Origin of the sequence: Shewanella oncorhynchi, assembly GCF_030848765.1 — a bacterium.
Classification (GTDB): Bacteria; Pseudomonadota; Gammaproteobacteria; order Enterobacterales; family Shewanellaceae; genus Shewanella; species Shewanella oncorhynchi.
This window is the reverse complement of record NZ_CP132914.1, coordinates 2805145-2826896: the sequence shown is the minus strand read 5'-3', so window position 1 is coordinate 2826896 and position 21752 is coordinate 2805145. Positions and strand designations below refer to the sequence as shown.

Here is a 21752-nt window from a genome sequence, read left to right as displayed (position 1 = left end):
TATGCAATTTAAAACTAAATTACTTCACACCCATTATGCCGCTGATAACTCGACGGGCGCTCTTACAACTCCTATCTATCAAAGTAGCACCTTCGCCTACGGTAGTGCCGAGGATGGTCGAGCCCGTTTTGCAGGTGAGCAACCGGGCTTTATCTACAGTCGCATGGCGAATCCGACAGTGCAGGCGCTTGAATATCAATTAGCACAACTGGAAGGGGCTGATGAAGCACTCGTTGTTGCGAGTGGGATGGCGGCAATCAGCAGTATTTTCTATGCTTTAGCCAGTCAAGGTGATGAAATCGCATTTATCGACCCCGTATACGGTGGCACTGCGGCATTTTTAATCCAAACGTTAACCCGCGCGGGTATTACTGTGCGCCGTTATCAAGATGATGATCATTTATTGGCAGAGATTACCGCCGAAACAAAAATTATTTTATTTGAGCCCATCACCAATCCGACCTTAAAAGTCAGTGACTACCGTAAGGTTAAGCTTGCCGCCGAAAAAGTGGGCGCTATAACCATTTGTGATAATACGTTTTTAACCCCGTATTTATTCAAACCGCTGGAACATGGCATTGATATCGTGATGCACAGTGCCACTAAGTATTTAAGTGGCCATGGCGATTTAATCGCAGGTGTTGTCGCTGGACCTAAGGCATTAATGCAACCTATTCGCACTATAGCGCTTAAACATATCGGCGCTGCGATTGGGCCACAGGAAGCCTATTTATTACAGCGAGGCTTACGTACCTTAGCACTTAGAATGGATGCTCATCTTGCGGGCGCGGCTAAGGTCGCCGCTTTTCTTGCAACCCATCCGAGCGTTGCAAAAGTTTATTACCCAGGGCTAGCAGAGGATCAAGGTCATCAAGTTCTGAGTGAAACCATCAACGCCTTTGGCGGTATGGTGAGTATTGAGCTCGAAGGGGGCTTTAATCGAGCGGCGCAGTTTTTAGATCATTTGAATTTGTTTACCCAAGCGGTCAGTTTAGGCGACTTAGAGAGCCTTGCTTGCCACCCCGCTAGTACCACCCATGCCGCTATGGATGCCACGAGTCGGCTAGCTTCAGGGGTGAATGACAACCTGATTAGATTGAGCATTGGCGTCGAAGATCCTCAAGATTTGATTGCCGATCTTGAGCAAGCCTTAGCCATTTAAGCATATTGATACTAGCCATCCCCAGTTAAATTGATTGGGGATTTCAAAAGTATAATGTTATTAATTTCGTCTATCTAAAGTTAATTTCCGTATTTTTTTACGTTTTTTTTACGCGTCAGAATTGTTTTCGTCTGTTAAAGTGAAAATCTGTATGACATAACGACTTACATTTTGATGGACAAACTAAGTGTTTTTAAACTCTCTGTTAGGTTGAGCTTTATTTCTGAGTGCCTACTCGCTATTTGCTTGTATTTACCCTCTTGGAGGGTGTCATCTAAAGCATTATTATTGTACTCCAACTCGTTGTCGTTATGATTACACTTCAATGTTGTTTTCAATATACGTATATGGCTGTATTTGTTGAAGCTATTCGTGTTTATTTTTTATTTAACGCTCCTTATTATTCTCTCCCAATGATAGATGTGGCTGTTTTTATCAATCTAATCGCTTTTATTGTCATAGCCATTGTCGCGACGATAAGTCAACTTGCAATCCACCTTAGACGACAACAAAGAGTATTAGGGACGATCTATTTCCTAACCTAACTCTGTTATCGATTGCATATAATTTTAGAACAGGACGTGAGCGCTCGTATTTTATGATACCTAATAAATTATTCATTAAGTCTTTCACGATAAATATCTAAAGGTGAGTTGGAATGATTGCAGTCAGTGGAATACAGAAATCTAGCTCTCGATTTCATACCATAATTCATCTATGTAGCTTTTTGATTGTCATATATAGCTTCACCATGTTGATGCCTATCGCTGTTGCATTATTTTATAAAGATGGATATATCACTCCATTTTTAATCACATTCCTTCTTTCCTTTTTTATTGGTGTGGTCGGTTGGAAGATGACAAGTGAGGAAAATAAAAATCTGCAAAAACGTGATGGCTTCATGGTCGCTTGTTTATTTTGGCTGATATTTTCCTTAATGAGTGCATTACCTTTTCTTCTTGATAGACGATTGGACTTGAGTTTAACCGATGCCATGTTTGAAGGTGTGTCTGGCATTACGACGACTGGAGCCTCGATTTTTTCAGATATTGATGAACTACCTAAATCGATTTTATTTTATCGAGCACAGCTTAATTTCCTCGGTGGGTTAGGGATAATTGTTTTGGCCGTTGCAATTATGCCATTTCTTGGTATTGGTGGCGCAAAATTATATCAGTCTGAGATGCCAGGTCCCATGAAAGAGGAAAAGATGACGCCTCGCCTTGCGGATACGGCTCGAAATTTATGGGGGCTTTATAGCGTACTTGCCTTAGGTTGTGCAGTTGCTTATAAACTTGCAGGAATGAATTGGTTTAATGCCATATGTCATAGTCTATCTACCGTTTCATTGGGTGGGTTTTCTACACATAGTGACAGCTTAGGATATTATAACAGTGCTGCAATTGAGCTTGTGGGTGGTGTGTTTTCAATACTGGCAGCAATCAATTTCGCCTTATACTACACAGTATTAGTTCGACGAAGCTTCAAGCCTATTTGGTATAATGCGGAGGTTCGATTTTTTATTCTCATATTATCTATCGTTGTTGGGATCGCTTGTTTAGAGCTGAATCGTACTCAAACTTTTGATATTAAAGATTCATTGGTACATGGATTTTTTCAAACAGTTTCAGTTATGACGGACAATGGATTAGGCTCTGCAGGTTATCCTAATTGGCCCAGTCATATTGTGCTTTTATTATTAGGCGCGAGCTTTTTTGGTGGATGCTTTGGTTCTACTTGTGGCGGTATTAAAGCTGTCAGATTTTTACTTTTGTACCGTCAAGGGATCCGAGAAATTCATCAATTGGTTCATCCTAATGCCATTTTAACGACAAAGATCAGTGGCCAAGTCGTTTCAGACAGAGTCATTCGTTCAGTATGGGGATTATTTTTCCTGTACATATTTTTTACTTGCGTTTTTGTATGGGGATTGGTCGCCATTGGACATGATTTTGCCACCGCCTTTGGAACCGTCGCTGCGTGCATTAATAATATGGGAATTGGTTATGGTGACACTGCATCTGGATTTGGCACGTTAAAAGATGCGGCTAAATGGCTGATGTGTGTCGCTATGCTTTTTGGGCGATTAGAAATATTTCCTGTACTCATCATTTTCTCACGGGCATTCTGGCGATTTTAATTTTAAGTGTATTTTATGGTTGATTTGTCGAATTGACTGGGAGGGTCAGTAAATGAAATGGTTATTGAGATGTATATTACTCATTATGCTAGTAGGGTGTCAGAAATCATCAGTGTATACCAAGTTAGAAGGCCTTGCGCAGGGGACGAGTTGGCATGTGACATTTTGGAGTAAAGACAAGTTAAATAGTACAGAGATAAATCGCGAGATTGAGCGGCAATTGGCAGAAATAGATCTTCATATGTCTACTTATCGTTCAGATTCAGTGATTTCTCGTTTTAACAGTATGCACTCTGCTATGGCGGTCGGGGATGATATTTTAGGGCTCATAGGGATAGCCAAGGAGGTCACTTCAAAAACGGAGGGTTGTTATGATTTGACCATTAAACCATTATTCGATTTGTGGGGATTTACCCATAACCAATTAACCATTCCTACAGAAAGTGCACTTCAACAGACATTAACCTATGTAGGCTTGCATCATTTAAGTATTGATAATCAAATGTTAACTAAAGATTTGCCAGAGGTACATCTTGATTTATCTTCGATTGGACAGGGATATAGCGTAGGCAAAGTTGCAGATGTGCTAAAGCGATACAATATCGATAATTATTTGGTAGAGATTGGCGGCGAAATGTTCGTACACGGCAGTAAGCTCGATGGTTCTGCTTGGAGAATCGCGATTGAAAAACCGCTGCCCGAACAGCGAACAATGCAAAAGGTTCTGCTTATTGATTTCCCTCAAGCGATCATGACATCGGGTACATATCGTCATTATTTTGATCATTTAGGGCAGCGTTATTCACATATTCTTGATGCGCGAACCGGTAAACCCGTAACCCATAACACAGTATCTGTAACTGTATTGGCAACGGATCCGGCTAGAGCTGATGCTTGGTCTACAGCGCTATTATGTTTAGGAAGTCAAGAAGGATTAGTCGTCGCTAATCAGAATGATATAAAAGCATTATTTATTGATGACAATAAAGGTGTACTTAAAGAGATTAAGACTGATAGCTATAATAAAATGAAAAATATAGAGCTTAATTAATCTACAATATCATCGCTTGGTCATGTGTTAATGCCAGTTAGTATTTCTAGCTGGCATTTTTATTTTACTTTTATAGCTAATGCCATGGTTTATTGTGGCCTTATTTACCACTGATTATGATGACTTTTACGTATTCTTTACGGGATTAGTCATTTGAACTCTAGAGACTTTACGCGGTTAATTCATATATTTGTCCTGTTACTCACTTTCTTAAGGACAAATTATATGGACTGGATATTTCTAATACTTTCCATAGCACTTTTCATCTACTTAGCAGTGGCAATGTTTGCCCCTAATAAGTTTTAGGAGTCGTTATGTTTGAAATTACCCTTATTTTTACTACTGCGCTTGGGCTCGCATGGCTGTTGGGATCCTATATGACAGGGGTTTTCTCTGGTCAGTCCCATTTTTCAGATCGTTTATTTAATCCCATTGAAAAGTGGATTTATCGGGCTATAGGCGTAAATGCCCATTCGGGGATGACATGGAAATCCTATGGTGCGGCGTTTCTTATCAGCAACTTGGTACTTGGCATTTTGGCATTTCTTATCCTTAAATTCCAACATGTGTTACCGCTTAACCCCGATGGCATAGGACCATTATCTTGGGATCTGGCTTTGCACACTGCGGTGTCATTCCTTACCAATACCAATCAACAGCATTATTCCGGGCAGGCTCAGCTCAGTTATCTATCCCAAGGATTTGTCATTGTCACGCTGCAATTTGTCACGCCAGCCATGGCGCTGGCGGTTTGTGTGGCGATTTTGCGGGGAATGTTAGGTGGGTTGAATAATGACAGCGCCAAAGAGGGTGAGGCTCGAAATCTGGGTAACTATTATGTTGACTTAGTGCGCGGTGTGCTCAGACTTATGCTGCCATTAGCGGCTATTGTGGCGCTGTTACTGACTTGGCAAGGCGTACCGAGTAGTTTTGACGGTGCGCAAAAAGTAAACACCTTAGATTCTGCATCACCTATCACTGAGCAGGTCGTTCCGATCGGCCCCGTTGCTTCTATGGTGGCCATCAAGCAGTTAGGCACTAATGGCGGGGGCTGGTATGGCCCCAACAGTAGTAACCCGCTTGAAAACCCAACGCCAGTCAGTAATGCAATCGAGACCATTGCCTTAGTGCTGATCCCTATGGCCGTCGTCTTTATGGCTGGCGGAATGCTAAGACGCAAAAAATTTACCTTGATGGCTCTGGTTGCTATGGGTTTATTGAGCGTCAGTTTTCTTGGGGCAACTGTGTACAGCGAGTTGCAACCCAACGCCGCCTTTGCGGGATTAAGCGCCCAAGGGCCTAATATGGAGGGTAAAGAAGTTCGCTTTGGACCTGAGCTTTCGGCGCTATGGGCTTCTTTTACCACACAAACCTCTAACGGTTCGGTCAATGCCATGCACGATTCATTCAATCCAATCGGAGGATTGATGACGCGATCAGGCATGTTACTCAATGCGATATGGGGCGGTATTGGCTGCGGTTTTGTTAACTTTATCGTTTATGTGTGGATTGCTGTTTTCTTATCGGGATTGATGATTGGCCGTACGCCAGAGATATTTGGTCGTAAGCTCGAAACCCGTGAAATCACCCTTTTGGGAAGTCTATTAGTTTTACCTACCTTGTGCGTCTTAGGTTTGACGGCAATCACTGTGGCTATCCCGAGTATTACGGGCAACAGTAACCCCGGCTTTCATGGGATTTCGCAAGTCTTTTATGAATATACCTCCGCTTTTGCTAATAACGGTTCGGGTTTTGAAGGCTTAGGTGATAACACGCCTTGGTGGAATATCAGCTGCGTTATCGCCTTACTGCTTGGTCGATACTTGCCACTGTTTTTACCGCTGGCGATTGCGGGGATGATGTCGAGTAAAAGAGTGAGCCCCGACAGTAACGCGAGCTTGAAGCTCGAGAGTCCCACCTTTTGTTTCACCCTTATTGCTGTGATTTTAATCATTAACTTCCTGTCTTTCTTACCTGCGGCGGTATTAGGGCCTATTGGCGAAGCTTTAGAACTTGCCACTATGAGTCTGGAGAAATAGTCATGCATAAACCTGCTCAAATATTAGATAGCGCCGGCGTGAAGCAAGCTGCCTTCGGTGCTGTAAAGAAAATGTCCTTAGTGAGTATGGCTGGTAACCCTGTGATGTTCGTAGTGATGGTCGGCGCTTTACTTGCCGCTTTGATCACAGGACAAAAGTTCTTCAATGGCGAGACTGTTGGTTTTGAGCTAGCCACGACCCTTATTCTTTTGCTTACCGTGTGGTTTTCTAACTTTGCGGAATCCGTGGCAGAGGCAAGGGGGCGCGGACAAGCTGCTAGCTTAAAGTCGGCGAAAGAGGCCTTGCAGGCTCGGCGCATACGCCACGGTGAGTTGGAATCAGTATCCGCAACTTTGCTTGTCAAAGGCGATAAGGTGAAGGTTTTACAGGGTGATTATATTCCTGCCGATGGTGAAATCATTGAAGGGATAGCCACTATCAACGAATCGGCGATTACCGGTGAATCTGCGGCTGTGCTGCGTGAAGCAGGCACAGATCATTCCGGTGTGATTGGCGGCACTAAGGTACTTACGGGTGAAATTACCGTGCTGGTTGCCAACGATCCTGGGAATAGCTTTTTAGATCGTATGATAGGGCTGGTCGAAGGGGCGAAGCGTCAGAAAACACCGAACGAAACGGCGTTGACTGTGCTACTTGCATCATTGACTGCGGTTTTCCTTATCGTGGTGGTGACTTTGCCACCCATGGCGGGTTTCGTCGGTGCAAGCCTTGATTACACTATGTTAATTGCGCTGTTAGTGTGTTTGATCCCAACGACGATTGGTGGCCTGTTACCCGCTATTGGTATTGCAGGTATGAACCGCGCCTTAGCCGCCAATGTGGTCGCTAAATCGGGTAAAGCCGTGGAAGTTGCGGGGGATATCGATACGTTACTGCTGGATAAAACTGGCACTATCACTTTCGGTGATCGTCAAGCGACCGCATTTTTACCCGTGAAAGGCATTGCAGCTGAGATGTTGCGTGATGCGGCGGTGCTTTCTTCCCTCGATGACCCCACCCCAGAAGGGAAATCTGTACTCAAATTGGCCATAGATTTGGGCGCGGTGTTACCTGTCAAACCTACGGATGCGACTTTTATCCCATTTACGCCGGAGACTCGGGTTTCTGGGGTCATTTTAACCGATGGTATTCAAGGCATTAAAGGTGCTGGTGATGCGATGCAGTTTTGGGCGCAGCAGCATCAAATTCACTGGCCTGAATCTGTTAACGCGCTTATCCGTAAAGTGGCTTTGCAAGGGGGCACTCCCTTAGTCGTCGCCAGTGGCACGCACATTTTAGGGGTTATAGCCTTAAGTGACGTGATTAAGCCAGGCGTTGCGGAGCGGTTTGCCCGTTTAAGAGCGCTCGGTGTGCGGACCATCATGGTGACAGGGGATAATCCGCTAACGGCTGGCGTGATTGCCGCCGAAGCTGGGGTCGATGATTTTGTCGCTGAAGCTAAACCTGAGGATAAACTTGCCCTTATTCGCGCAGAGCAGGCCAAAGGTCGATTAGTGGCTATGGTGGGGGATGGCACTAACGATGCGCCGGCATTAGCGCAGGCCGATGTAGGTCTTGCGATGAACTCAGGTACCCAAGCCGCTAAAGAAGCTGGCAATATGGTGGACTTGGATTCAGATCCCACTAAATTACTGGCAATCGTTGAAGTCGGAAAACAATTGCTGATCACCCGCGGCGCCTTGACTACATTTTCTCTCTCTAATGATGTGGCTAAATATTTTGCCATTATTCCTGCGGTATTTGCGGGGGCTTTGCCTGCGATTGGTGCACTGGATCTGATGCAGCTTCACAGCCCAACCTCAGCCGTACTCGCAGCGCTCGTATTTAACGCTCTTATCATTCCCGCCTTAATTCCATTGGCATTAAAAGGCATCAAACTCAGACCCATAAGTGCCGAAAAATTACTGCGAAATAACATGCTGATTTATGGCTTAGGTGGGGTGATTTTACCCTTTGTCGGCATTAAAGCACTCGACTCAATCATTGCCCTTATGCTCTAGGAGACAGTAATGAATTCAATCGTATATACCACTAAAACCCAGCATGCCGTTATGGGATTGAGAGCCAGTCTCGCCCTGTTATTTGTGTGTGGCGTTGTCTATACCGGCACTGTGACTCAGCTCGGTGGCGCTTTATTTCCCGTACAAGCTAAGGGCAGTGTGATCCACAGGGATAATGTCGCGATGGGTTCTGAGTTCATCGCTCAGCCCTTTGTTAATCCAGCCTATTTTTTTAGTCGGCCGAGCGCTGTCGGTTACGACCCTATGGCGACAGGTGGTAGTAATCTTGCACCGAGTAACCCGGCGTTACGTGAACGTGTGATGGCAACGAGCCAAGAAATCCAAGCCAGAGAATCCGTTCAGGCCGCAGATATTCCTGTGGATTTACTCGCCACATCGGGCGCGGGACTGGATCCCCATATTTCACCCGCAGCGGCCAAACTGCAAGTTGCGCGCGTGGCTCAGGCTCGACAGTTAGCCGAACCACAAGTGTTGACCTTAGTGGCGCAATTTATCGAACCACCGCAGTGGGGCATTTTTGGGCAAGCGCGCGTCAATGTACTCAAGCTCAACCTCGCTCTCGACCAGATTGCTAAACACGCTCAATAAAACAATATTCTACTGAATTTAAGGATAAATTTTTATGTTACCGATTAAGTCTGCTCCTTGTTCACGCCTCTGTGCGGGTGTGATGATGGCATTATCTTCACTCTCTATGGGTGCGCTTGCCAGCACTGAGACTCATGGGGGCAATGCCTCTTGGCAGAGCCAAGGGAGTGTGATGCTCATCAGTGATTATGCGTTTCGCGGTATTTCTCAAACTGATGAAGGACCTGCAGTTCAAGCAGGGTATACCCTAAGCCATGATTCTGGCTGGTATGGCTCGCTTTGGGGCAGTAACATCGAATTTGGGGATGGAAGTTTAGAACTCGACTTGTCCGCTGGCTGGGCTAAAGATTGGGATAATGGCTTAACAACGGACCTAGGCGTGATACGTTACCAATACTCTCAGGACGATACCGACCTGAGTTATAACGAAATTTATGCTGTGGTAAGCTACGCCGATGCTAAGTTAGGGCTGGTTTATTCTCCTGATTATTTTGGCGAGAATGTGGACGATTTTCAGTATGTTTATGCCAGTTATGAGCCGCAACTGTTCTCTAATGTAAGTCTAGTACTGCATCTTGGGAGCAATTTTTTTGCTTCTCAGCAAGATATGGCACTGTTTTTAGGTTCTATGGCCGCAAGCAATAGCCACTATTTAGATTGGCGAGTTGGGCTGAACCTCAATATGACTGAGCAGGATGTGTTGAGTGTCGGTTATGTCGATACGGATTTATCGCAGAGTCAGTGCCAGTCCCTGTGTGATGCGCGCTGGATAGTGAGTCTTTCAAGGAGTTTCTAATCGTGGTACCAATCAGTCAAACACAGCAAGCCAATGCGCTCTTAAGTCAGATACAGCAAAATGATAAAGGCAAACTGACGGTTTTTCTTGGGGCGGCACCAGGCGTGGGCAAGACCTATGCAATGCTCAGTGCGGCAAGGGAAATGGCCCAGCAAGGTGTCGATTTGCTGGTTGGACTGGTGGAAACCCATGGGCGTGCCGATACCGAGGCCATGGTAGCGGGTTTTGAGGTATTGGCACGTAAACCCATTGATTATCATCATAATCGTTTAACGGAATTCGATTTGGATGCGGCGCTGCTTCGTCGGCCTAAGCTTATCTTAGTCGATGAGTTGGCCCACACGAATGTCCCCGGTAGTCGCCATAAACGGCGCTATCAAGACGTCGCAGAATTATTGGCTGCGGGCATTGATGTCTATACCACAGTCAATATCCAACATTTGGTCAGTTTGAATGATCTGGTTTTGCAAATTACTCAAGTGCGGGTACGGGAAACTGTACCCGATCGCTTCCTTGATGAAGCCCATGAAATTATATTTGTCGATTTACCGCCATCAACACTCATCGAACGCTTACAGCAAGGCAAAGTTTATCTGCCAGAGTATGCTCGCTCGGCTTTAGATGCTTTTTTTTCGGTCTCGAATTTGACTGCACTGCGCGAATTGGCAATGAAAAAAGTCATAGAGCGAGTCGATGCAAAACTGATTTGCGAGCTAGATGCTAAGGCTCTCGGCACAGAGTTTGTACTCAAAGACAGATTGTTGGTTTTAGTGAGTAACAGCAGTGATCATCAGTATTTGATCCGTATAGGTCGGCAGATTGCCGAGCGGCGGCAAATTCCTTGGTTAGTGCTTTGGGTCGATACCGGCAAAGCGCTGGGCCTTTATCAGCGGAAAAGGCTAAATGAGGCCTTTGCCTTAGCGAAGGAACTTGGCGCGCAGACCGAAGTATTACGCGACACAAGCAGTTATCAGGCCATTTTACCTTACATAGCCCTGCATCGAATTAACACAGTATTAGTCGGCGCGGGTGTGAAACGCACCTATCCTTGGTGGCGTAAAAGGCTGTATCAACGCTTGATTGAGTCTGGTTTACCTGTTGAGGTGAGTGTCTATCACGCACCCGAAAACCAAATGCAAGTACGAGATCCCATTACGCCTAAAGCCAGTTTTGGTGATCTTCGAGGCCATATTCTTGGGCTGATTGGCGTGGTGGTTATTTTTCCGCTGGTGGCATTTTTAGATACTTGGCTCAGTAATGGCAATCTGGTGTTGTTATATGTTTTCTTGATTGTCAGCATTGGCTTAACCTATGGCGCTAGGCCTGCCATGGCAACTGCGGTGTGGTCTTTTTTCAGCTTTAATTTTTTTCTTACTGATCCCAAATTTACTATGAATGTAAATAGTCAGGATGATATTGCCACTTTAATCTTTTTGATGTGTATAGGGCTTATCAGTGGCCCTGCGGCATCTCGGATCCGAAATCAGTTTATTTTACTGCGTGAGTCAAATCGTTATGCTGAAACCTTAAAAGATGTTGCCCAAGAATTATCGGTCGCCGATGATGAAAAAGCCCTTTGGCAAACGATAGGGCGCAAGATTGCTGGTTCAGTGAATGCCGATTGTTATATTGTTTTGCAGCGTAAAGACGGTCAGCGATCCTATTTACCGCTGCTGAATACGCCATTTAACGACCTTGATTTAGCCGCAATCGATTGGACCTTGCGCCATGGGCAAGCGGCGGGGCGTTTGAGCGATACCTTGAGCGCATCGGGTGTGAGTGTGTTCCCCATTGAACTTGAAGGTACGACAATTGGCGCGGCGATTTTAGATTGGCAACCCACGGTCAACGAACTCAGTCCGTTTGATAGAGAGCTTATTCTGGCCATGTTACAGCAAGGCGCTAATACATGGCGTCGTATTCAGTTAGTGTCAGATCTTGAATCGGCACGGGTGAAAACAGAAATTGAGCAGTTACGTTCCGCATTATTATCGTCAGTGTCTCACGATCTAAAATCACCACTCTCAGCCATGATGGGGGCGGCGGAGAGCTTAAAACTATTGAACAAACAATTGCTAGAGGCCGACCGTAACGAGCTACTTGATACTATTTTGCAAGAAAGCCGTCGCTTGGACAGCTATATCCAAAATCTACTCGATATGACACGCCTGGGTCATGGCACTTTGAGCATAGAGCGTGATTGGGTTTCGGCAGATGACATTATTGGCAGCGTACTTGGCAGGCTTAAACGTTATTTCCCTAACGCAATCGTTGAATATCACAGAGAAAAAGAGCCCCCACTCCTATTTGTGCATGCGGCGCTGATTGAACAAGGATTATTTAACATTCTAGAGAATGCTGTTCGATTTTCACCACCAGAAGAGCCTATTTGTATTGAATTGACCATTTCTAATCACCGTTGCTGTATTGCCATTGAAGACAGAGGGCCTGGGATTCCCGCCAGTCATAGGGATCAAATTTTCGATATGTTTTATGTGGTTGCCGATGGCGATCAGAAAAAACAGAATACAGGTATGGGGCTGGCTATTTGTAAAGGCATGATAGCTGCACACGGCGGTAGTGTTCGCGTTACCGATTGCCTACAGGGGCAAGGTACTCGTTTTGAAGTTGAATTGCCGTTAGACTATCCCGTTCCTGGCTAATCATTTTCAGCCAAAATATCCTTAATAAACCACAGAATGGACTAGAGACGTGGCAATAAAAATCGTGGTTATCGATGATGAGACCCAAATACGCCGCATGCTGCGGATTGCACTCACCAGTGAGGGCTATGACGTTACCGAAGCTGAAAATGGTCAGCAAGGGCTAGCAGCTGTCGCTCGACAGCAACCTGAATTAGTTATTTTGGATTTAGGCTTGCCGGATATGGAAGGTCATCAAGTGCTACAGGAGTTACGGGGATGGTCCGATGTTGCTGTGATTGTATTGTCGGTTCGCAATCAAGATAAAGAAAAAGTCGCAGCATTAGATGCAGGCGCGCAGGATTATGTGACCAAACCCTTTAGTGTGGAAGAGTTACTGGCAAGGGTGCGGGCGATTTTAAGGGACCATATCAAACCTGAAAAATTACCCATATTAGATGACGGCAAGTTACAGATTGATTTAAGTCGCAGGCTGGTTAAAGTTGATCATCAAATTGTCGAACTCACACCCAAGGAATACGCAGTATTGTCTAAATTGGCGTCGTCACCTAACTGCGTTGTCACTCAGACTCAGTTGCTCAAAGAAATTTGGGGACCCGCTCATACAGAAGACACACATTATCTACGAATTGTGGTCAGTCACTTAAGACAAAAATTAGGCGACTCCCCGAGTGAACCTCAGTATGTGCGGACTGAGCCCGGTGTAGGCTATCGCTTTTATATCGACTTATAACTTGTATCAATAGCGAATTAAAACGCGTTGGAATGACAAGTAAAATGATCACCGAAGACTGATGGCATGACCTGCCGCCATTGAAGCTCAATCAGATACTTGTCTGATTTCAGTTTGTAGTGTTCGCTTCAGTTAACTCTAAGTCGCTATTTCTGGCTGCCTTTGTTGACGCTATTTTTGTCCTGTTAGCTCTTGTTGACATTGGATTATACCAATCGTATTAAATATCTGTTCATTCAGCGGGAGTTCAACGCGCTTTAGACAAGGCGAAGGCTTGAAGGCATAGTGGTGCTCTGTCGAAAGCCTTAAACGCAGTATAAAGCGCGTTGAAACCCGCCCTTCGGGAGGCACACAGGCATCCCACTCCCGTGTTGCATAGACTTAAAAGGGAATAACCATTTCTGCGTCAATGCGCCTTGGATTGAGATGCCTGTGAGGCTCTGAACTGATTAGATATTTAATGTGATTGGTATTATGCACTAGATAAGCCCAATCGATATAAATCGCACATTCTTGCCGATATTTTGACTAGACTACAAACGTAGGGTTAATTCGAGGGAAAGACTATGGACTTAATTAAAATCCGCGACCATATGGATCGTCAGCCCGTGTTGCTGCGCGCTAATATGTCGCTCGCGACTGCGGTCGAAAAGCTGTTAGATAATAATAAAATGGGTGCAGCAGTGGTTGATGATGCGGGCGATTTGGTGGGCTTTTTATCCCAGCAGGATTGTTTGGCTGTGATGATTAAAAGTAGCTATCACTGTGATATGACCTCAGTGGTGAAGGATTGCATGCGAACTGAAGTGCTGTTCGTTGGGCCAGATGACAGTATTTTGCAGCTCGCCGAACAAATGCTAGGGCCTAAACCAAAAGTGTATCCAGTGGTTGAACATGGCAAAGTGATTGGCACGATTAATCGCACCAATGTGCTCAAAGCCATGAATATCTATATGCAACAATGTTATCTGTCACCGGTTTAATTTAAGTCGAGCCAGTGCGAAACTGACACGCCATATACTGAGTGCAGAGTAAATTAGCAATACCATTACGCCACTTTCCTTGCTAGGATCGCCGTTTTTGATGCTAGCAATGGAATTTGGATTTGAACTCAGACAAACATCCGCTATCGAACGCCTTTCTTAATCTTTGTTATCAGAGCGACGCGTCGCGGATCCGTCGTCGTTTATTTAAGCTCAATAAAGAAGCCGACTCAGATAAAAAGACCCAAGTCTTAGCTCAGCTGAGCGAGCAAGCGCAGGCGGCGTTTGAGAAGGTTGAGCAGCGCCGTAACGCTCGGCCTAAAATCCACTATCCTGAAAACCTGCCTGTTTCCTTGATGCGCGATGATATTGCACGCGCGATTGCGGGCAATCAAGTGGTGATCATCGCTGGTGAAACGGGCTCGGGTAAAACGACCCAGTTACCTAAAATCTGTTTGGAACTGGGCCTAGGTTGCCGTGGCATGATAGGCCACACCCAGCCAAGACGATTGGCTGCCCGCAGTGTGGCGAGCCGAGTCGCTGAAGAATTACAAAGTCCGCTCGGTGAAGTGGTTGGCTTTAAAGTGCGTTTTGCCGATGCGCTTAAGAGTGACTCTTATATCAAGTTGATGACCGACGGTATTTTACTGGCGGAATTAACCTCCGATCGTAATCTTGATCAATACGATACCATCATCATAGATGAGGCCCACGAGCGCAGCCTCAACATCGATTTTATTCTGGGCTACCTCAAACAAATTCTCAAAAGACGCCCCGATCTCAAAGTTATTATCACGTCGGCGACCATAGACGTTGAGCGTTTTTCTAAGCATTTCAACAATGCACCTATTATTGAAGTGTCGGGCCGTACCTTTCCGGTCGAAACCCGTTACCGACCCTTAGTGCAAGATAGCGATGCCGATTTAGATCAAATCGAAGGCATTTTTGCCGCCGTCGATGAACTGGTGGCCGAAGGGCTGGGTGACATTCTGATCTTTATGAACGGCGAGCGGGAAATTCGCGATACGGCCGAACAATTAAGTCGGCGTAATTACCGCGATACCGAAATTTTGCCGCTGTACGCACGTTTATCTTACGGTGAGCAGTCTAAAGTCTTCAGTAGTCACAGAGGTCGGCGGATTGTATTAGCGACCAACGTGGCGGAAACCTCGCTGACTGTGCCGGGCATTCGCTACGTTATCGACCCAGGTACGGCGCGTATCAGCCGCTATAGCTATCGCACTAAGGTGCAGCGTTTACCGATTGAACCTATCTCGCAAGCGAGCGCCAATCAGCGCCAAGGCCGTTGTGGTCGGGTAGGGCCGGGTATTTGTATTCGTTTGTACGATGAGGCGGATTTTAATAATCGTCCGGCGTTTACCGATCCCGAAATTTTGCGCACTAACTTGGCTTCGGTTATTTTGCAGATGCTGGCCATCGGCCTAGGTGATATCGCCGGTTTCCCCTTTATCGAGCCACCCGATCCACGCCATATCCGCGATGGTTTCCTGTTGCTCGAAGAATTACAAGCGGTTGAGAGCAAACACGGCAAGCTAGTGCTGACGCCACTTGGGCGCAACTTGGCGCAAATTCCTGTGGATCCGCGTTTGGCGCGTATGGTGGTCGAGAGTCAGCAGTTAGGTTGTTTAAACGAAGTGCTAGTGATTGCCGCGGGCTTATCGATTCAAGATCCCCGCGAGCGTCCGATGGAGAAGAAGCAAGCCAGTGATGAAGCCCATCGGCGTTTTGCCGATCCCAGTTCCGATTTCGTCAGTTGGATAAACCTGTGGCAGCACTTAAAAGATCAACAAAAAGAGTTATCTGCTAGTCAGTTCCGTAAAAAGTGCCGCGATGAATATTTGGCCTATTTGCGCGTTCGCGAGTGGCAGGATTTATACGCCCAGCTTAAACAAGCCGTGCACGATTTAAAGTGGCGCCTAAACGATACGCCAGCCAATTACGACAGCTTGCACCGTGCGCTCTTATCGGGCTTATTGAGCCATGTGGGTTTTAAAGATAACAATAACGAGTACTTAGGTGCCCGTAATCGTAAATTCTTTGTGTTTCCCGGTTCGCCTTTGGCCAAAAAAGGCCCTAAGTGGATCATGGCGGCTGAGCTTACCGAAACATCGCGCCTATTTGCTCGCTGCTGCGCCAAAATCGAACCTGAATGGCTAGAGCCCTTAGCGGCGCATTTGATTAAGAAAAGCTATGTCGAGCCCCATTTTGAGGCAAAACCTGGCAGCGTTATCGCCCTTGAGAATCAAGTGCTCTACGGCTTGACGGTTGTGCACCGTCGTAAAGTGCAATACGGCCCCATCGATCCCGTTGAAGCGCGTGAGATTTTTATCCGCAGCGCTTTGGCAGAAGGGCAATTACAGACCCAAGAAGCATTTTTTGTCGCTAACCAAAAGTTGCTCGAAGACATTGAATCCCTCGAACATAAATCCCGTCGCCGCGATATTTTGGTGGACGAGCAAGTGTTGGTGGACTTTTACGAGCCGCGGATCCCGGAAGGGATTTACAACGCCCAGCTGTTTTTTGGCTGGTGGAAGAAGGCAAAGCGCGAGCAACCGGATTTACTCGATTTCAGCAAAGCACTGTTAATGCAGCGCAATGCCGACCATATTTCGACCTTGGATTTTCCCGATACGTGGCACAAGGGCAATTTGCGCCTGCAGCTAAGTTATCACTTTGAACCCGCGGCGGCGGATGATGGTGTGTCGGTGCACATTCCGGTGGCGCTACTTAATCAAATCGACGATAGCGATTTCGATTGGCTAGTGGCAGGGCTAAGGGAAGAAAAGTGCATCGCGCTGATCAAATCTTTGCCTAAGAGTTTACGACGCAACTTTGTGCCCGCGCCTGACTATGCCCGCGCTTGTGTGCAGGCCATGGTGCCTTTTAGTGCCAGTTTGCTTGAGGCCATGTGCAAGCAATTATTGCGCATGAGTGGCACGCGTATATCGCCGGAAGATTTTGATTTAACGCAACTGCCCGCGCATTTGCAGATGAACTTTAAAATCGAAGACGATAAACACAACTTAGTGGCTGAAGGTCGGGTGCTCGATACCTTAAAAGCTGAGCTGCAGGGTGTGGTTGCTAAGGCCATTCGTCAGGTGGCGGATAAAGGTATAGAGCAAGAAGCGTTAACTGAGTGGTCCTTTGGCGATTTGCCGCAGCAGTATCAGCAGCAAAAAGGCAATTACCAAGTGCGGGCGTTTCCGGCGCTGATCGATAAAAAAGACAGTGTTGCGATCAAATTATTTGATGATGAATTTGAGGCCTTAGATGCCCATCGCCAAGGTCTGCGACGGTTATTGCTGCTAAACATTCCATCACCGGTGAAACACTTACAGCAAGCTTTGCCGAATAAGGCGAAATTGGCGATGTATTTCAATCCCTTCGGTCAAGTGCAAATCTTGATTGATGACATTATTGCCGCCGCTGTGCAGCAATTGTTGGATGAAAAAGCCCTCGATGTGCGTAATCAAGCCCAATTTGAGCAGGCAAAGGACTGGGTTCGCCAAGAACTCAACCCGACCGCCGAGCAAATTGCATTGAAGGTTGAGCAGATTTTGACCTTGTATCAGAGCATTAAAAAGCGTCTTAAGGGCAAAATTAGCTTAGATATTGCCTTTGCTATGAGTGATATTCAAAGCCAATTAGACAAGTTAGTGTTTAAAGGGTTTGTCGAATCCTGTGGTTGGAATCGGTTAGCCGATGTGGCGCGTTACTTAAAAGCGATTGAAATCCGTGTCGAGAAGTTGCCCGTTGATCCGACCCGTGACCGTTTGCATATGCAGAGCATCAACAAGGTTCAAGAAGCTTTAATCGCACAACTGGCTAAAGTACCGCGTTCTATGCCAACACCGCCTGCGTTAATCGAGGCACGCTGGATGATTGAAGAGTACCGTGTTTCCTGTTTTGCGCAGGTGTTAGGCACGGCGTATCCGATATCTGAAAAGCGTATTTTGAATCATATTCAACAGGTTTAATGGACTGATTTAAAGGTTGAGCTGAGCGCCTTTGTCCGATTAATGTAACAATAACGCGATCAAAAAATGACTAAACAAACCGAGAAAACTAACCATTTTCTCGGTTTTTTATTTTCCCTATGTTTACTCTTCTCACGCGATATACCTCCAGTGATGCGCCATAAAATGAGCGCTTTTTTGGGTGGCAGCGATGCTTTTATGCCGAATATCTTTCTTTTGGGATCAAGTCGTTATCTCGCATGTTTTTACACCTTTCTACTGCCTACTCCTTTATGAATACTCAGGTTTTTTTGGCGGGTTTTCTGTTGTTTTCTTGCAGTGATTTATCCATTCCAGTTGTTTATTAATCACAAAATCAGTTTAATAATATAATTTGTAATTGCAAAAAACATTTAAAAACTGAGATCTGACGAATACTCACATCAAATTGATGATCTGGATCAAGCATCATCCGCTTTACCAATTTGGAGGTATACATTTTGTTAACAACTAAAAGGTATGATCGCTTCGTGATCCAAAGATGCAATAGATATACATAAAACCTGCCGCTGGCGATTTTTTGCAGCGCATTCAAAGTGGCAGGAACACACCTCTTGGAGGATGCATGAGTGCTAGCACCGCAGAAGAAAAATCCTTAGAACTGAAAATCTTTATCTTTTTAACCGTGTTTCTCGCACCGTTATTGTCCGTACTACTGGTCAGTGGTCTGGGCTTTGCTATTTGGTTCAGCCAAATTTTGACGGGTCCACCGGGCGCTGGTTAAACGTAACATCATCAAATAGTTAAAAATAAGAGTGGAATGTCGGATGAGCAAAGAACTCCATATCACCAGTTTAGTGGTGCAGGTCTTACCGCAGAAAATGGCAGATGTTAGACAACAGATAATGACCATTGAAAATGCCGAACTTTCCGTCAACAACGAAGTGAAATTGGTCGTCGTGATCGAAGGCGAGACGCAACGCGCCTTGATGGACAGTATCGAAGCGATCAATGCCATTCCGGGCGTGTTATCAGCCACTATGGTTTACCACCAGAGTGAAGTGCTCGAAGAGGGTGAAGAATGAATATGAACAGACGTGACTTTATCAAGGCCAATGCGGTGATTGCCGCTGCAGGCGCCGCGGGTTTAGCCTTGCCCGCAGGCGCAAGCAACTTAATTACCAGCTCAGAACAAACCAAATTAGAGTGGAATAAAGCCCCTTGCCGTTTTTGCGGCACAGGTTGCTCCGTGATTGTCGCAACTCGCGACGGCAAAGTGGTTGCGACCCATGGCGATGCCAACAGTGAAGTGAACCGTGGGCTCAATTGTATCAAGGGCTATTTCCTGTCGAAAATCATGTATGGCAGCGATCGCTTAACCACGCCTATGCTGCGGATGACAGATGGCAAATACGACAAGCACGGTGAGTTTTCGCCCATCAGTTGGGACAGTGCCTTCGACATCATGGCGCAAAAATGGAAAGAGACCATTAAAGCCAAAGGGCCAACCGCCGTGGGCATGTTTGGCTCGGGCCAATGGACTGTGTGGGAAGGTTATGCTGCCGTTAAGTTGATGAAAGCGGGTTTTGGATCGAATAATATCGATCCGAATGCGCGTCACTGCATGGCGTCAGCCGTGGTCGGGTTTATGCGCACCTTCGGTATCGACGAACCTATGGGTTGCTACGACGATATGGAAGCCGCCGATGCCTTTGTCCTTTGGGGCTCGAATATGGCGGAGATGCACCCGATCCTCTGGAGTCGAGTGACTGACAGGCGTCTCAGTGCCAGCCATGTAAAAGTGGCCGTGTTGTCGACTTTTGAACACAGATCCTTCGATTTGGCCGACTTGCCGATCGTGTTCACCCCGCAAACCGATTTAGCCATTTTGAACTACATAGCTAACTACATCATTCAGAATGATAAAGTGAACTGGGACTTCGTGAAGAAACACGTTAACTTCCGTCAGGGCACAACAGATATTGGTTATGGTTTACGTCCGACACATCCCCTTGAGAAAAAAGCGAAAAATGTTAAAACGGCGGGGGATTCAACCCCAATTGATTTTGAGACATTTAAAGCCTTCGTGGCGGATTATAGCGTCGAAAAAGTCAGTAAGTTGTCGGGCGTACCCGAGGATAAACTGATTGCGCTGGCCAAGCTGTATGCCGATCCCGACATCAAAGTGACCTCATTTTGGACCATGGGTTTTAACCAACATACCCGAGGTGTGTGGTGTAACAACCTGATTTATAACATTCATCTCTTGATGGGTAAAATTTCAACCCCAGGTAACAGTCCATTCTCTTTGACGGGTCAACCATCAGCCTGTGGCACGGCCCGTGAAGTGGGGACGTTTTCCCACCGTTTACCCGCCGATATGGTCGTGACCAATCCTGAACACAGAAAGCATGCCGAAGACATTTGGAAGATCCCAAGCGGCATTATTCCACCTAAGCCCGGTTATCACGCCGTCGAGCAAAACCGTCGTCTAAAAGATGGCGACTTAAATTGTTACTGGGTGCAAGTGAACAACAATATGCAGGCGGGCCCAAACATCAATGAAGAAGGTTTACCGGGTTACCGTAACCCTGCCAACTTTATCGTGGTGTCCGATGCCTATCCGACGGTGACGACTCAAGCTGCCGATTTGATTTTGCCCACCGCTATGTGGGTGGAAAAAGAGGGCGCCTACGGTAACGCCGAGCGCCGCACTCAGTTTTGGCATCAAATGGTGCAGGCACCGGGTGAGTCTCATTCGGATCTGTGGCAATTGATGGAGTTTGCGAAGCGTTTCACCACAGATGAAGTCTGGCCTAAGGATGTATTAGCGGCGAACCCTGAGTTTAAAGGCAAAACCCTATTCGAAGTCCTGTATCAGAACGGTAATGTTGATAAGTTCCCGCTTGCGGATGCCGATCCTAAGTATTTGAACGATGAGGCTAAACACTTTGGCTTCTATGTCCAAAAAGGCTTATTCGAGGAATATGCGACCTTTGGCCGCGGCCATGGCCACGATCTCGCCCCATTTGATGTTTACCATGAGGCTCATGGTCTGCGTTGGCCTGTGGTCGATGGTAAAGAAACCAAGTGGCGCTTCCGTGAAGGCACAGATCCTTATGTTAAAGCAGGTAAGGGCTTTGAGTTCTACGGTCATCCCGATGGTCGTGCGGTGATTTTCGCGCTGCCCTATGAACCTGCCGCAGAAGCGCCCGATGAAGAATATGATATCTGGCTGTCGACGGGTCGAGTGTTGGAACACTGGCATTCGGGTTCTATGACCCAACGTGTGCCTGAGTTATATCGTGCCTTCCCCGATGCCGTATGTTTTATGCACCCCGAAGATGCGAAGAAACGCGGTCTGCGCCGTGGCGATGAAATTCGCGTTGTGTCCCGTCGCGGTGAAATTAAGACCCGAGTTGAAACCCGTGGCCGCAATAAACCGCCCGTGGGTTTAGTGTTCGTGCCTTGGTTTGATGCTAGCCAGCTCATTAATAAAGTCACTTTAGATGCGACAGATCCCTTGTCAAAACAAACTGACTTTAAAAAGTGTGCGGTGAAGATCGTCAAGGTTTAAG

The 21752-nt window shown here is 46.3% G+C and carries 17 protein-coding genes; 16 read left to right on the top strand and 1 reads right to left on the bottom strand.

Annotation, left to right across the window (positions count from 1 at the left end; genetic code table 11):
* The first annotated feature begins 1 nt into the window (after window position 1).
* The 11 genes from RA178_RS12720 to RA178_RS12680 all read left to right on the top strand — a co-directional run bounded on the left by RA178_RS12720 (window position 2) and on the right by RA178_RS12680 (window position 13214).
* Entirely contained in the window at window positions 2-1162 is a 1161-nt protein-coding gene (locus tag RA178_RS12720) for a trans-sulfuration enzyme family protein (protein ID WP_219252676.1), read from the top strand.
* Window positions 1163-1443: 281 nt separating this feature from the next.
* Window positions 1444-1707 carry a DUF4118 domain-containing protein gene (locus RA178_RS22165; protein ID WP_371135018.1) on the top strand — a complete coding sequence of 88 codons (264 nt, stop codon included), beginning with the start codon at window positions 1444-1446 and terminating at the stop codon, window positions 1705-1707.
* Window positions 1708-1820: 113 nt separating this feature from the next.
* Window positions 1821-3302, top strand: coding sequence for a TrkH family potassium uptake protein (locus tag RA178_RS12715; RefSeq protein WP_306682103.1), 1482 nt, complete (start codon window positions 1821-1823; stop codon window positions 3300-3302).
* 52 nt (window positions 3303-3354) lie between these two features.
* Complete coding sequence (locus RA178_RS12710; protein ID WP_306682101.1) at window positions 3355-4353, top strand: FAD:protein FMN transferase; 999 nt, start codon at window positions 3355-3357, stop codon at window positions 4351-4353.
* A 225-nt stretch (window positions 4354-4578) separates the two neighbouring features.
* The gene (locus tag RA178_RS22160; RefSeq protein WP_105252297.1) at window positions 4579-4659 is read left to right on the top strand and encodes a potassium-transporting ATPase subunit F; all 81 of its coding nucleotides are present in this window, start codon (window positions 4579-4581) and stop codon (window positions 4657-4659) included.
* A gap of 8 nt (window positions 4660-4667) precedes the next feature.
* The gene (kdpA, locus tag RA178_RS12705; RefSeq protein ID WP_131525162.1) at window positions 4668-6392 is read left to right on the top strand and encodes a potassium-transporting ATPase subunit KdpA; all 1725 of its coding nucleotides are present in this window, start codon (window positions 4668-4670) and stop codon (window positions 6390-6392) included.
* Between the two features lie 2 nt (window positions 6393-6394).
* Window positions 6395-8413, top strand: a complete 2019-nt coding sequence (kdpB, locus tag RA178_RS12700; protein WP_131525163.1) for a potassium-transporting ATPase subunit KdpB — start codon at window positions 6395-6397, stop codon at window positions 8411-8413.
* A 9-nt stretch (window positions 8414-8422) separates the two neighbouring features.
* The gene (gene kdpC / locus RA178_RS12695) at window positions 8423-9022 is read left to right on the top strand and encodes a potassium-transporting ATPase subunit KdpC (protein ID WP_168824074.1); all 600 of its coding nucleotides are present in this window, start codon (window positions 8423-8425) and stop codon (window positions 9020-9022) included.
* Between the two features lie 34 nt (window positions 9023-9056).
* Window positions 9057-9818, top strand: coding sequence for a TorF family putative porin (locus RA178_RS12690; protein WP_263166409.1), 762 nt, complete (start codon window positions 9057-9059; stop codon window positions 9816-9818).
* Between the two features lie 2 nt (window positions 9819-9820).
* Entirely contained in the window at window positions 9821-12481 is a 2661-nt protein-coding gene (locus RA178_RS12685; RefSeq protein ID WP_105252301.1) for an ATP-binding protein, read from the top strand.
* Window positions 12482-12530: 49 nt separating this feature from the next.
* Entirely contained in the window at window positions 12531-13214 is a 684-nt protein-coding gene (locus tag RA178_RS12680; RefSeq protein ID WP_028760150.1) for a response regulator, read from the top strand.
* A gap of 171 nt (window positions 13215-13385) precedes the next feature.
* Here RA178_RS12680 and RA178_RS12675 read toward each other — a convergent pair whose 3' ends face one another.
* A complete protein-coding gene (locus RA178_RS12675; RefSeq protein WP_081729037.1) occupies window positions 13386-13565 on the bottom strand; it encodes a hypothetical protein in 180 nt (59 codons plus the stop codon).
* A 215-nt stretch (window positions 13566-13780) separates the two neighbouring features.
* Here RA178_RS12675 and RA178_RS12670 point away from each other — a divergent pair, with 215 nt between their 5' ends.
* The 5 genes from RA178_RS12670 (at window position 13781) to napA (ending at window position 21751) form a co-directional block, all read left to right on the top strand.
* Window positions 13781-14197, top strand: coding sequence for a CBS domain-containing protein (locus RA178_RS12670; protein WP_006081403.1), 417 nt, complete (start codon window positions 13781-13783; stop codon window positions 14195-14197).
* Window positions 14198-14319: 122 nt separating this feature from the next.
* Window positions 14320-18195: an ATP-dependent RNA helicase HrpA gene (gene hrpA, locus RA178_RS12665; protein WP_371134914.1), complete on the top strand. Its 3876-nt coding sequence runs from the start codon at window positions 14320-14322 to the stop codon at window positions 18193-18195.
* 604 nt (window positions 18196-18799) lie between these two features.
* On the top strand, window positions 18800-18958 hold the full coding sequence (locus RA178_RS12660) for a nitrate reductase (RefSeq protein WP_028760147.1): 159 nt from the start codon (window positions 18800-18802) through the stop codon (window positions 18956-18958).
* Between the two features lie 43 nt (window positions 18959-19001).
* Window positions 19002-19259, top strand: coding sequence for a chaperone NapD (locus RA178_RS12655; protein ID WP_028760146.1), 258 nt, complete (start codon window positions 19002-19004; stop codon window positions 19257-19259).
* A gap of 2 nt (window positions 19260-19261) precedes the next feature.
* Window positions 19262-21751 carry a nitrate reductase catalytic subunit NapA gene (napA, locus tag RA178_RS12650; protein ID WP_028760145.1) on the top strand — a complete coding sequence of 830 codons (2490 nt, stop codon included), beginning with the start codon at window positions 19262-19264 and terminating at the stop codon, window positions 21749-21751.
* Window position 21752 lies beyond the last annotated feature (1 nt).